Source organism: Bradyrhizobium sp. (genome assembly GCF_019242285.1).
Taxonomy (GTDB): Bacteria; Pseudomonadota; Alphaproteobacteria; order Rhizobiales; family Xanthobacteraceae; genus Bradyrhizobium.
The window spans coordinates 1-12,980 of sequence record NZ_JAFAVV010000971.1; the positions used below are offsets into that span (position 1 = coordinate 1).

At 64.7% G+C, this 12,980-nt stretch carries 9 protein-coding genes; 2 read left to right on the plus strand and 7 right to left on the minus strand.

The features are described 5' to 3' along the window. Positions 1-517: 517 nt before the first annotated feature. The 4 genes from JOY90_RS39665 to JOY90_RS39680 form a co-directional block, all read right to left on the minus strand. The gene (locus tag JOY90_RS39665; RefSeq protein WP_291696525.1) at positions 518-1,369 is read right to left on the minus strand and encodes a carbohydrate ABC transporter permease; all 852 of its coding nucleotides are present in this window, start codon (positions 1,367-1,369) and stop codon (positions 518-520) included. Next, the gene (locus JOY90_RS39670) at positions 1,366-2,235 is read right to left on the minus strand and encodes a carbohydrate ABC transporter permease (RefSeq protein WP_291696526.1); all 870 of its coding nucleotides are present in this window, start codon (positions 2,233-2,235) and stop codon (positions 1,366-1,368) included. Before JOY90_RS39670 ends, JOY90_RS39665 begins: the two co-directional genes overlap by 4 nt. Before the next feature lie 192 nt (positions 2,236-2,427). Then, positions 2,428-3,804, minus strand: a complete 1,377-nt coding sequence (locus JOY90_RS39675) for an ABC transporter substrate-binding protein (protein WP_291696527.1) — start codon at positions 3,802-3,804, stop codon at positions 2,428-2,430. 114 nt (positions 3,805-3,918) lie between these two features. Next, a complete protein-coding gene (locus JOY90_RS39680) occupies positions 3,919-5,889 on the minus strand; it encodes an AsmA family protein (RefSeq protein ID WP_291696528.1) in 1,971 nt (656 codons plus the stop codon). A 274-nt stretch (positions 5,890-6,163) separates the two neighbouring features. Between JOY90_RS39680 and JOY90_RS39685 the strand changes: the two genes are divergently transcribed. Together JOY90_RS39685 and JOY90_RS39690 are read left to right on the plus strand one after the other, a co-directional pair. After that, the gene (locus JOY90_RS39685) at positions 6,164-6,892 is read left to right on the plus strand and encodes a CoA transferase subunit A (protein ID WP_291696529.1); all 729 of its coding nucleotides are present in this window, start codon (positions 6,164-6,166) and stop codon (positions 6,890-6,892) included. A gap of 6 nt (positions 6,893-6,898) precedes the next feature. Next, a complete protein-coding gene (locus JOY90_RS39690) occupies positions 6,899-7,549 on the plus strand; it encodes a 3-oxoacid CoA-transferase subunit B (RefSeq protein WP_291696530.1) in 651 nt (216 codons plus the stop codon). Positions 7,550-8,737: 1,188 nt separating this feature from the next. Here JOY90_RS39690 and JOY90_RS39695 read toward each other — a convergent pair. The 3 genes from JOY90_RS39695 to JOY90_RS39705 all read right to left on the minus strand — a co-directional run. Beyond that, the gene (locus JOY90_RS39695) at positions 8,738-10,519 is read right to left on the minus strand and encodes a di-heme-cytochrome C peroxidase (protein ID WP_291696531.1); all 1,782 of its coding nucleotides are present in this window, start codon (positions 10,517-10,519) and stop codon (positions 8,738-8,740) included. Positions 10,520-10,775: 256 nt separating this feature from the next. Beyond that, the gene (locus tag JOY90_RS39700) at positions 10,776-12,116 is read right to left on the minus strand and encodes an MFS transporter (protein WP_291696532.1); all 1,341 of its coding nucleotides are present in this window, start codon (positions 12,114-12,116) and stop codon (positions 10,776-10,778) included. A 72-nt stretch (positions 12,117-12,188) separates the two neighbouring features. Beyond that, positions 12,189-12,980, minus strand: a 792-nt coding sequence (locus JOY90_RS39705; protein ID WP_291696533.1) for an aldehyde dehydrogenase family protein, incomplete at its 5' end; no start/stop codon positions are given.

Here is a 12,980-nt window from a genome sequence, read left to right on the forward strand (position 1 = left end):
CGGGGATGCGGTGGACGCGGAGGTGTCGCAAGACGAGCGGCATCGATGCGGACTGCGAAGCCGTGTGGTCCTGATTCCCCGACGCTGGAATCAAGCTTTCCGGTACGACCCGGAAAGCGACGGTGGCCAGAAAGCCCGGAGCACCGAGGAGATCACGGTATAAGCGTTAACACCATCGCGCGGGGAATGCCGGTTGATCGGCTGAACCTGTGGTGACTGCCGCCTGCGTTTCTTGTTGCAGGCGGGCCATGGGTGAGGCCTTCACCCGGCATTCCCTGCGCCCTCTGATTTTTCGAGGGTGAAGTCTCGGCAAAGCTCGGACGAATCCCGTCGCGAGAACATCGACGCTTGTTCGGTGCCGCAGGGTGGGCAAAGCGACCCCTTGCACGAAAGCTCGACACACGAAGGCAGAAGCGTGCCCACCATGCAAAGCAATGCTATCGAGAGAAGGGTGAGCACGACGCTGCGCGCCTCAGCCCACCCTGCGGATCCGGGGCGCCTCGCGATGACGACGAGCTTAAGACTTCACCGCGCCTGCGGTGAGACCGCCGACCATGTAGCGGCGGAAGGCGTAATAGACCGCGGCCGGCGGCAACGCGTAGATGAAGCCGGTGGTCATCAGCAATTCCCACGGCGAATCGTCGGCGGCGAGGAAATTGCCGAGCGCGACCGGCAGCGTGATCTCCTGGTCGTTGGAGAGCAGCAGGAAGGCGTAGAGATATTCGTTCCAGGCGAGCAGCACGGCATAGGTGCCGATCGCGACCAGCGACGGCATCATCAGCGGCAGATAGACCAGGCGGAAGATCTGCAAGGTGGTGGCGCCGTCCATCACGGCGGCCTCGTCGAGCTCGACCGGCAGCTTGTCGGAGGCCTGCTTCAGCACCCAGATCGCATAGGGCGAGGCGATCGTGACCATCGCCAGGATCAGCGACCAATGATTGTTGAGCAGGCCGTAGGTGGCCATGGTCCGGTACATCGGCACGGCCAGGAACGCGGCCGGAATGAAATAGGTGAACAGCGCGAGGTTCATCACCATGCGCCCGCCGGGCACGCGCAGCCGTGAGATCGAGAACGCCGCGGCAGTCGCGACGAACAGGGTCAGCGCGCCGACCGCGGCCGCGATCACCATCGAGTTCCAGAACTGCACGTAGAAATCGCGCAGGAAATAGTGCTGCTGGCGGAACACGATCTCGAAATTGTGCAGCGTCGGATGATCGGGCCACAGCTTGCCCGAGAACGCGTCCTCCTTCGGCGAGATCGCGAACAGGAACATGTGATAGATCGGAATCATGGTCCACAGGAAGACCGGGATGCCGATCAGCAGCAACCGCGCTTCGGTGCCAATCTCTCGCAGTGTGGGAAGCTTCATCGCGACAGCCGTTTCATCATGAAATAGACCAGCGGCAGCACGAAGGGCAGCGCGCAGACGATCGAGGCCATCGCGAGCGAAAGCTGATCGAGACGGAGATAGCGGATGCCGAGCGTCGACAGCACGTGGGTGAGGTCGGCCGGGCCGCCGCCGGTCAGGAGGTAGACGCTGTTGAAGTCGCCGAGCGTCCAGATCATCGAGAGCAGCGTGCAGGTGATGTAGAGCGTCTGCATCGACGGCCAGGTGACGTAGCGGAATTTCTGCCACCAGGTGGCGCCGTCGACGGAGGCGGCCTCGAACAGGTCGTGCGAGATCGCGAGCCGCCCGGTGACCAGGATCAGGGTCCAGAACGGCAGCGACTTCCAGATGTGCACGCCGATCGCCATGGTCAGCGCGATGGTCGGGTCGTTGAGCCAGTTCGGACCGTCATCGGCGGTGAGGCTGAAGATGATGTGGTTGACCATGCCCCATTCGGGATTGAGCATGAAGCGTACCGACAGGATGGTCGGGATCGACGGCACCGCCCAGGGCAGGATGAACAGCACCGCCAGCCATTTGATCCAGGTGCGTTGCTCGACGAAGAAGCCGGACAGGAACAGCGCGATCAGCATCTTGACGTTGATGCCGATCAACAGGAAAATCAGCGTGTTGATCGCGGCCCGCGCGAAGATCGGGTCGTTGTAGAGGGCGACATAGCTCTCCGGCTGGCGCGCGAGCCAGAGCCCGTAGCCGATCGGGTAGACCACGAACGCCAGGAACACCAGCAGATAAGGCGTCAGCAGCACGATGCCCCACACCTGAGGCGGCGACAGCCGCGCCGACAGCGGCGGGCGCGGGACATCGGATGCGGAAAGTGTGATCGCCATGTGCAGACTCGAATCGTAGGGCCGGCCATGCAAACCGCTGCCGGGGTTGGCTACACCTCTCCCCGCTCTTGCGGGGAGAGGTCGGATCGCCGTGGCGATCCGGGTGAGGGGCTTTCTCCGCGAGTTGCGCTCGTTGAGAGAGTCCCTCACCCCGACCCTCTCCCCGCAAGGGCGGGGAGAGGGAGACGCAAGCTAGCCCGCGACGTCCTTGATGCGGGCAATCAGCTCGTCGACGGCCTTCTCCACCGGGACCTTCTCGCTGACCACACGGTTCATCGCCTTGGCCCAGACGTTCTCGTTGTTGAGGATGGTGAACTTCCAGTTCTTGGTGAAGTCGAACGGCGCGGTGCCACCCATGAACTGGTTGTAGACGGCCTTGCGATGGCGGTCCGCCTGCCAGAACGGGCTCTGCTGGCTCGCGGTCGTCACGGGGAACCAGCGGCCGAGCGCGCCCTCGATATAGGGCCGGACGTTTTCCTCCTGAAGCAGGAAGCTGATGAACTGCTTGCCTTCCGCCTTGTTCTTGGCGCTGGCGAAGATCAGCCCGGTCTTGACGTCGGAGCGGTAGCGGATGGTCGAGCCATCCGGCGCCTTCGGGAACGACGCGGTGATGATGTCCTGCTCGTAGGCCTGCTTGCCGGCGGCGCGCTGCGCATCGGTCAGTGCCGGATTGGTGGAATCCTCGAACCACTTCGCCGCGATCGAGATCGTGAAGTTGTGGGTCATCACGATCGTCTTGTTGTGGAAGGCGACGTTGTTGTCGGGGTCCTTCCAGGTGGTGGAGGAGGGCGGCGTGCAGCCCTTGACGTAGGTGTCGGTGTAGTCCTTCAGTGCGTGGACGAGGCCGTCGCGCACCTTGGGGTCGTCGACCAGGAGCTTGCCGTCGTCGTCGACCAGCTTGACGTGATAGGCGTCCATGAAGGTGTAGAACGACTGGAACGAATCGGTCGATTCCACGCCCATCGGCTGGCCGACGGCGTAGATGCGCTGGCCGGTCGCCTTGCGGATCGCCGGCTGCACCTTGTCGCACCAGAACGTCCAGTAGCCGTTCCAGTCGTTCGGGATGTCCTCCGGCTTGAAGCCGGCCTTGTCCAGCATGTCCTTCCAGATCTGGACGTGCATGCTCTGCTGCTTCAGCGGGAAGCCGTAATAGGCCTTCTTCTTGGCGACGTTGTCGTAGAGCTTCGACGCTTCCAGCGTGTTCGGCGCGAACCGGTCCTGGATCGGCGTCATCACGTCGGAGAGGTCCTCGAGCTTGCCCTCATAGGCCCATTTGCCCTGCGCCTGGACGTCATACGTGTCCGAATAGGCGACATCGGGCACGGTGCCGGCGTCGAGCGCCGCCACCGTCTTCGGGATCATGTCCTGGATGGCGTATTGCGACAGTTCGACCTTGATGCCGGTCTTGGCCTCGAATTTCTTGATCGTATCGAGCAGCGCATCGTCTTCGGACTTGTAGAAACCCTTGCCCCACCAGACGGTAATCGTTTTCTGGGCAAATGCCGGCGTTGCCGTATAGAGGAGCGCCGCGATGGCGACAGAAAGGATTGCCTTACCCCTTGATTTCACGTCTTTCTCCCTGATCGAACCGATCTATTTAACCGGCTGGGTAAAACACTAGCGCAAGCGGCGGGGGGCGAGCTAGCGCGATGTGCGGTGTGCGGCAGAAAGCGCGCTTGCACTTTAGTTCGGTTTCGAATCTCCGGAGTTCGGTTTCGACTCTCCGGCGGCATTGGGCGTGCTGCTTGCAGGGGGATCTTCGGTATCGGGTGGCGGCGGCCGCAGTCCGCCGCCGGTCAACCGCTCCAGCACCGAGCGCATGGTGTCCTGGGTCTTCCTGTCCTTGAGGGCGTCCAGCAGCGGCGCCGAAGCCGGCGATCGCCGGATCAGGCTGTCCGGGTCCGGAAAGATCAGCGGATCCTCCCACGGCCCCTGCACGATGAAGGGCAGATCGAAGCTGGAGGTGCCGTTCGAGGTCAGGCTCGCCGTCCCCTTCAGATCGTATTCGCGGTTCGGCACCGAGGTCGACCCCGTCAGCGTGATGCGGGTCGACGGCGCCTCGATGCGGACGTCGTCGGTAGTCGCAACGCCGTTGGCGAACTTCAGCGAGACCGTGAGATTGTCATAGGGGGTCGAGCCGGTGCGGAAATTGCCGGCGCCCGACAACGGCCGCCGTTCCAGCCGCCGCAAGAGCTGCTCGACGTTGAGGCCGGCGAGCGCCCCCTCATGCGCGGTCAGGATCGCGGTGCCGTCGAGCGACTGCGCGAGCCCGAACGGGCTCGAGCCCGCCGCCATCAGCGAGACGTTGAGATTGCCGCGGCCGGACAGTTTGGTGACGCCGAACAGGTCGTTGCCGCAGGGTTGCAGGTCGATGTCGGTGAACTGGAACTGCACCTTGACGTCGGCCATCGTGTCCGCCCGCGCGATCCCGAACGAGCCGCGGGCGAGCCCGCCGCACATCTGCGCCTCGCCGACGGAAAGCGCGAGCGCGCCGCCGCGCAGATTGGCGCCGAACGCGGTGCGGCCGAGCCTTGTGGTGCCGACGACGACCCGCGCCGCCGACAGCCGCATGTCGAGATCGGTGGCCGACAGCGCGTTGAGGTCGAACAACTGGTGATTCCAGTCGCGCGCGCCGCTGGCGAGCAGGCGGACGGTGGTGATGTAGGGGCTGAAGTCGAGCGTGTCGGCGGCAAGCGTCGCCTGCAGGGTCTGCCGTCCGTTGTTGGAATAGGTCATGACGCCTTCGGCGACATTGCCGTCCAGCTCGACATTGACGTTGGTCAGCGCGATCGCGGCGCCCACCACGTTGGCGCGCGCACGCAGCGCGAAGCGGCCGAAGCCGCCGGCGCCGGGCGGCGCCTGCCCGGTCCATTGCAGCGCGTTGCGCAGCGAGGGGCTGTCGACGGTCAGCGTCCCCTCCATCATCGCGCTGGTGCGGTTGGCGACCGTGCCGTCGAACGCCAGCTTCAGCGGCGCGCTGGACAGCCGCGCCTTCAGCCCGGCGCGGTCGCCCGACAGGGCGGCCACGAAATCGCTGACGCTGATCGAAGAGTCGATCCGCTCGCCGCGCCAGTCGAACTGCCCGGTCGCGGCGAAGGAGCGCGAGATCGAGGGCCAGGCCAGCGACAGATCGATATCGTCGAGCTTCTCGGTGACGTGACGGGTGGCGTCCTCATACGCCAGAATGCCGTCCTGGATGCGGATTTCGGAGAACGACATCTGGTTGTCGCCGCCGGGTTTCATCGTGCGTGCGATGGTCTGCACGAACGGCGTCCAGTTGCTGTCGCCGCTGGCATCGCGCACCACGTGGATCTGCGGGCGCAGCATCATGACGTCGGCGATCTCGTAGCGCCGCAGCAGCAGCGGCAGCAATCTCAGATTCGCCGTGAGCACGTCGACGCGCAGGGCCGGATCGGAGGCCGCCGCGCCCCTCAGCCCGACGTCATGGAAGGAGACGCAGCTTGCCGGAAACACCGAGATGTCGATCGGGCCGTTGATCACGAGATCGAGCCCGGTGACGTTGCGGATTTGCGCTTCCACCGCCTGACGAAGAGCGTCGCGGTTGATCAGCCAGGAGGTCGCGGCGAGGCCGACCAGCGCCAGGGCGAGCAACGCCGCAACCGGCGTCCCCAGGCGCCGCATTCCTTGGGCCATCGTCAATGACATTCCTGATCGGGTGGCGTCGGGTCGCTGGTCGAAGAGTCGGGCGGGGGGCGCCAAACCCCCGCCAACCCCCGCAACTTGATGGGTTTTCTTGACGCTTTCAAGGCCATGTCGGAAGTGTGGCTCCGGTAAGGCTACGGGTCAGTGCGGCCGAGCTCCGCTTCGTCATGCCAGGACAAGGTCGCATTGACGCACTGCGAAGATTTCGCCTAATAATCCCCTCAATGTCGGCCGTTTCGGCCCCTCTCCCGCTCAGGCTGCATTCATGAACAAAGTCTATCCCGACGCCAAGTCGGCCCTCGAGGGCCTCCTCAAGGACGGCATCATAATCATGTCGGGCGGCTTCGGGCTGTGCGGCATTGCCGAAACGCTGTCGGATGCGATACGCGATTCGGGCGTGAAGAACCTGACCGTGGTCTCCAACAATGCCGGCGTCGACGGCATCGGCCTGAGCCGGCTGCTGGAGACGCGGCAGATCAAGAAGATGATCTCGTCCTATGTCGGCGAGAACAAGCTGTTCGCCCAGCAGTACCTCGCCGGCGAATTGGAGCTCGAATTCAATCCGCAGGGCACGCTGGCCGAGCGCATCCGCGCCGGCGGCGCCGGCATTCCCGCGTTCTACACCAAGACGGGCGTCGGCACCCTGATCGCCGAGGGCAAGGAAGTGAAGGAATTCGACGGCGAGAAGTACCTGATGGAGCGCGGCCTGTTCGCCGACCTCGCCATCGTCCATGCCTGGAAGGGCGATACCGCGGGCAATCTGATCTACCGAAAGACCGCGCGCAACTTCAACCCGATGATGGCAACCGCGGCGAAGGTCACCGTGGCGGAAGTCGAGCATCTGGTTCCGGCCGGCGAGCTCGATCCGGATCACATCCACACCCCCGGGATTTTCGTCAAGCGCATCGTCGAGGTGGGCGCGGCCAACAAGCGCATCGAGTTCCGCAACACCCGGCCGCGCCCCGACAAGGCGGCTGCCGCCGCAACGGAGTAGAAGCCCATGGCCTGGACCCGCGAGCAGATGGCGGCGCGCGCCGCGAAGGAATTGCACGACGGCTATTACGTCAATCTCGGCATCGGCATCCCGACGCTGGTGTCGAACTACATCCCCGACGGCATCGACGTGCAATTGCAGAGCGAGAACGGCATGCTCGGCATGGGGCCGTTCCCGTATGAGGACGAGGTGGACGCGGACCTCATCAATGCCGGCAAGCAGACCGTCAGCGAGCTCCCGACCACGAGCTATTTCTCCTCGGCCGATTCCTTCGGCATGGTACGCGGCGGTCATATGGACCTCTCCATCCTCGGCGCGATGCAGGTCGCGCAGAATGGCGACCTCGCCAACTGGATGATCCCGGGCAAGATGGTGAAGGGCATGGGCGGGGCGATGGATCTCGTCGCCGGCGTCAAGCGCGTCGTGGTGGTGATGGAGCATTCCGCCAAGGACGGCGCGAAGCTCCTGAAGCAATGCACGCTGCCGCTGACCGGTGAGCGGGTGGTCGACATGGTCGTGACCGATCTCGCCGTATTCACCATCGACAAGCACGGCCATGACGGCATGGCGCTGATCGAGCTCGCCGACGGCGTCACCCTCGATGAGGTCAAGGCCAAGACCGAGGCCGAGTTCCGCGTCGCGCTGAAGAACGTCTGAGGTCTTGGCGAGGCGATCGCAGCCATGGCGCCGAAGATACGCGCGGGCCGCGCCGACGACGCCGAGTTTATTGCCCGCACCATTCTCCTGTCGCAGCGCGGCCCGGTGCCGCGCAGCGCGATGCGAATTTCGAGGCGATCACCGGCGTGCCCGGCTTCCGTCGCTTCGCGCGCGCGATCTGACGCGCTCGTCATCGAATTCGGATTCGACTTTCAAACAGCAGGTTTCGCAGGGTGGGCAAGGATTCGGGCTTTGCTCGAAGAGCGAAGGCCGAAGCGTGCCCACCATTCCCTCGACAGCAGAGCCGTGCAATGGTGGGCACGCTTCTTCTGTTGCGTGGTGTACTCCGGCGCAGAACCCCGCTTTGCCCACCCTACAGCTCCACCGTCATTGCGAGCGAAGCAATCCATCGCTGCCCAGATAGAAAGACTGGATTGGTTCGTCGCTGCGCTCCTCGCAATGACGGTGCTCCAACGAGACATGCATCGGCCTTCTCGCGGCATCATCTGCCCGAGTTGTACCAAGCATCGCGCCCTGAAAATCGGGAGGGCGCAGGGAAGGCCGGGTGCCGGTCGCACCCATGGCCCGCCTGCAACAAGAAACGCAGGCGGCAGTCACCACAGGTACGAGCCGGAGCAACCGGCCTTCCCTGCGCGATGGTGTTAACGCTTATAGCGTGCTCTCCCCGGGGACCGGGCTTTCTTGCCCCCGTCGTCAGCGAATCATCACCCGCCAACTTAGCGCCAGCGTCGGGGCGCCAGGACCACACGCCTTCGCAGTCCGCGTCGATGCCATTCGTCCACACGCTCAAAGCGCGGCTGACACCATCGCGTCCATCGCATCCCACCGCCCACGTCCGTGACGATCGCGAAGCGCCCCTCCTGTGGCGGCAGGACGGGCGCATAATGCCACTGATTTGGGGGTGGCGTCAAGTTAATTTCCGAAAATCGGAAGGTGTGAGGCGCGACACTCCGGCGCGACGGGGAAGTCTCTGGAATGCTGGGTCGCCCGGTCAGGCCGGGCGACGACCGCGGGACCCGGCGTCGCCGAGTCGCAGTTCGTGAGGCGGTCAGCGAAGCGTAATCCGCCGCTCGTCAGATGCAGGTAGATTCGACCGGCAAGCAGTGAGGATCAGGTGACGGAAGGCGGATTGCGCTTTCGCTAATCCGCCCTGCGAAGACCGACCTCTCACAATTGCTTCAAATATTCGATCAGCGCCCACTTCTCCTCGTCGGTGAGCGCCGTGCCGTACTCGTGCCCGCCATTGCCGTTGCCTGGTTGCACGTCTGCGCCGCTCACCGCGAGCTTGCCGCTCTTGAACGGGGAGGCATCGGTGGCGAAGCCGACGTTCTTCGGATCGTAGGTCCGGCTGCCGACCATGAAGAACGGCTGGCGCTGGGCCGGTGACGTCAAAAGCTCCCAGAGGTTCGGCACGGAGCCGTTATGCAGATAGGGCGCGGTCGCCCAGATGCCGCGCAGCACCCGCGCTTCATAGGCGTGGGCGTCGCCCGGCAGCTTGTAGATGTTGGCGAGGCGGTCGTGGAGATGCGTCTTGACGTTCTCCAGCATCGCGCGGTCGCGCAGCAGGCCAAGCAGCGAGACCTTCTGCAATTCCGGCAGCACCACCGAGAAATCCTTCCGGATCGCGAGCCATACTCCGCTGTTGGGGTTTGGAAGCTTCGGCAGCGGAGGAAAGGCATCTTCGAACAGCGCGCCCACGACCACGGTGGCGAGGACGTCGTCGGTGGCGGCAGGGTTCGACAGCCGCGATCCCGGCGGATTGGGCGACAGCTCGCCCGCGAGGATGCCGGTCTGCGAGGTCCGTTGCGCGTTGTCATATGTCCTGGGGTCAGTCCCGACCGCCTGCACCTGCGTCAACCAGGTGCCCTCCGGCAACGGCTTCGGATCATGGCAGCCACCGCATTGTTGGGCATAGATGACGCGGCCCTTGTCGACGAGAGTCTGGTCGAGCGCAAACGGCCATGGCGGCGGCCGCAAGGCTCTGATCTTTTCTTCGAGCTGCTGCAGGTTGGTGAACTTGATCGAGCTTCGGCCGTAGTCGATCGGCGGCGGCAACAGGCGCTTCTTCGGGCTGAAATCGGCGAATACGCCGAACACCTCGCCGGCGTTGCGTCCGATCGCGTTGATGTAGAGGCCGTTGGGAACGCCGCCGGTCCATTGCGTCTTGTCCTGTCGCGAGGCGTTCCACAGGAACGGATAGCTCACCGGCGCATCGGCGGTCTGGAAATTGGCGTCGATGCCGAGGTCCTTGCCGGCGACACGGTTGAAGATCATGCCGAAGGCGTCGAGCCGGCCTGGCCCCCAGGGGGAGGACGCCGGCAGGCTCCTGTCCATGAAGGTGGTCCACTGCTTGAGCCAGGCGGCGAAGTCAGTCTTTAGCGCCTCGGCGCGCGTCGCGGAATAGCGGTTGCCCAGCACGGCATGGGCGAACTTGCCGAAACGGTCCGCATTCTCGAGCGTCGCCTTGCTGACCGTGGTGAGGTCGGTGAGGAAGGCCTGGAAATCCGTCAGCGCCGGCGCCCCGTCGATGCGGAGCTGCTGCGTCACGCCGTCCTTCTGATATTCGACCTGCCCGGTGTGGCAGGCGGCGCAGCTCATGCCGAGCTGGCCGGTCGACACGTCGCCGTCGATGGCGAAGCCGACCGGCAGCCCCTCGGGATTGAGCTTCGACCTGTCGTTCGGCAGATAGCCGTAGCGCACGAGCTGGTCGCCGGCGAACGGCTCGTCGACATCGAGGCGGCGCAGCGCCTTGAACCACAGATAGGGGATCATGTGCGACCCCTGGCTCGTCGTGTAGAACGCCTGCCGGTCGTCGTCGGTCCAGCCTTGGTTGGCATATTGCAGCGACGGCGTTGCATTGGAGGGAGGCTGAGCGGACTGTGCCAGCGTCAGGCTCGTCGCACCGATCGTTGCGCATGAGACAAGCAGAACCTTCAATGACGGTTTCATGAAATCGCCTCGGACGACGGGGCTGGGAATATCGGGGATGCGCGGTGCGCGGGAGCGCGCGACACTATCAAACGAGCCATCATTTTGAACCACCAAAAGTAGCAAAACGATGAAATCGCGTCGTGGTCCACAATGATCAGGCAGCAGGCGTAGCCCGGATGAGCGAAGCGACATCCGGGAAAATGTTCGGTGGTGGTCCCGCGTGTCGCTGCGCTCACGCGGGCTACGTGGATCTAGCCGACAGCCCGCGCTCGGCTCACGCCTGCGCCGCGACCTGCTCGAGGCCGCGGTTGCGCGGCTCGACGCCCCAGGCCCACACCACCAGGATCTGGACCACGACGAGGGCGGTCATCAGCCAGATCACGCCGGGCAGCCCGTAGGATCCCATCAGCGCGCCGACGATGAAGGGCGACAGCACGGTGGCGCCGCGCCCGAACATGTTGCAGATGCCGTTGGCGCGGAGCCTGATCTCGGTCGGAAACAGCTCCGGCGTATAGACGCCATAGAGGATCGCGGTCTGCACATAGATGGCGACGATCAGGATGAATCCGATCGCCAGCACGATGGCTGCATCGGAAGCGGCGTCGAAACGGGCATAGACGTAGCCGGCAATGATGGTCACGATCGAGGCGCCGATGATGCTGAAGCGCCGGCCGACGGCGTCGGACGTATAGGCGCCGAGCCCGCAGCCGACCAGCGACGCGGCCGACAGCACCACCGTGTAGGCCAGCGAATTGGTGATGGTCAGTCCCTGGCGCAGGAAGAACTGCGGCAGGAACAGCACGAAGCCGAAGATCAGCGTGTTGATCGAGATCAGCACCCAGCAGCCGACGACCATTCGCTGCAGCAGCGGCGGTCGCAGCAGTTCGCTCGCGGCGACCAGCGGCGCGGGCGACGGCGCCGCCACCGGCGCCAGCGGCTTGCCGCCGCTTGCTTCCGTCTCGATCGCCTGCATCAGGGCCTCGGCCTCCTCGGTGCGGCCCTGGGCCTCGAGCCAGCGCGGCGATTCCGGCAGGTTCTTGCGCAGGTACCAGACGAACAGGGAGCCGATACCGGCGATCACGAACATCGGGCGCCAGCCGAAGGCCGGGATGATCAGATAGCCGAGCAGCGAGGTTGCGGGAAATCCGGCGACCACGATGAATGCCATCATCGACAGCCAGCGCCCGCGCGTTTTCGGCGGCACGAACTCGGTCATGGTCGAATAGCCGACGACGATCTCGGCGCCGAGGCCCAGGCCCTGCACGAAACGGCAGGCGATGAGCTGCGTCATGTCCTGCGCGAAGGCAGCCGCCAGCGACGCCAGCCCGAAGATCAGGAGGTTGACCTGATAGGTGAACCGCCGCCCGAAGCGGTCGCCGACGAATCCCGTGATCAGCGATCCCAGCGTCATGCCGACGAAGGTCAGCGAGATGAACTGCAGATTCTGCGGCAGCGTGGAGAACTTGGTCTGGATCAGGGAGGCCAGCACGCCGCCGGCGACATAGAGATCATAGCCGTCGAAGAACATGCCGGCGCCGACCAGCCAGAAAATCCGGTAGTGGAACGACGAGATCGGCAGCCGGTCGAGACGCGCACCGGCATTCACTGACGTCATGACGTTTACTCCCCCTTGAACAATTCGTACGAAGCGATCGCCGGTCTTGCCGCCGGCTCGCCGCAATTCAAGCTAATTCAGGCGCTGCTGCGCGGCCGTGTCGCGGTACCAGTCGAACGGCGCGTCGTGGGTCGCGACCATGACGCTCTTGCTGTTGAAATGATCGTCGAAACTCTCGGTGCCGAACTCACGGCCGACGCCGGAATCGTCGACGCCGCCCCAGGGCGAGGCCGGGTCGAGCCGGTGATGATCGTTGACCCAGACGATGCCGGCCTTGACGCGGGCTGCGACGCGATGGGCGCGTGCAACGTCGCGGGTGCGGATCGCGGCCGCGAGCCCGAACGGGGAATCATTGGCGAGCCGCAAGGCCTCGGCCTCGTCCTTGAACGGCGTCACCGAGGTGAACGGCCCGAACACTTCCTCCTGGAAGATGCGCATGTCGCTTTTGACGTCGGCGAACACGGTCGGCTGGATGAAATAGCCGTTCTCGTGACCGGGCACGCTGGCCGGTCCGCCGCCGGCCACCAGCCGCGCGCCGTCGTCGCGGCCGAAGCCGCAATAGGACAGCACGCGATCGCGCTGCCGGGCGGAGATCACCGGGCCGAGCTGGGTCGCGGCATCGAAGGGATCACCGATCCGGATGCTCTCGGTCTTGCGCTTCAGCTTCTCGACGAACTCGTCGTAGATCGAGGCCTGCACCAGGTGGCGCGAGGCGCAGACGCAGGTCTGGCCTGCGCCGATGAAGGCGCCGAAGGCGGCATAGCTGACGGCGCGGTCGACATCGAAATCGTCGAACACCATCACCGGCGTCTTGCCGCCGAGCTCGAGCGTCTGGTGCGCGAACACTTTCGCCGCCGCGGAGCC

Bases quoted from the DNA above. Each gene is read 5' to 3' on its own strand.
- JOY90_RS39700 (WP_291696532.1), bottom strand. From the start codon at position 12,116: ATGACGTCAGTGAATGCCGGTGCGCGTCTCGACCGGCTGCCGATCTCG.
- JOY90_RS39680 (WP_291696528.1), bottom strand. From the start codon at position 5,889: ATGGCCCAAGGAATGCGGCGCCTGGGGACGCCGGTTGCGGCGTTGCTC.
- JOY90_RS39685 (WP_291696529.1), top strand. From the start codon at position 6,164: ATGAACAAAGTCTATCCCGACGCCAAGTCGGCCCTCGAGGGCCTCCTC.
- JOY90_RS39665 (WP_291696525.1), bottom strand. From the start codon at position 1,369: ATGAAGCTTCCCACACTGCGAGAGATTGGCACCGAAGCGCGGTTGCTG.
- JOY90_RS39690 (WP_291696530.1), top strand. From the start codon at position 6,899: ATGGCCTGGACCCGCGAGCAGATGGCGGCGCGCGCCGCGAAGGAATTG.
- JOY90_RS39670 (WP_291696526.1), bottom strand. From the start codon at position 2,235: ATGGCGATCACACTTTCCGCATCCGATGTCCCGCGCCCGCCGCTGTCG.
- JOY90_RS39695 (WP_291696531.1), bottom strand. From the start codon at position 10,519: ATGAAACCGTCATTGAAGGTTCTGCTTGTCTCATGCGCAACGATCGGT.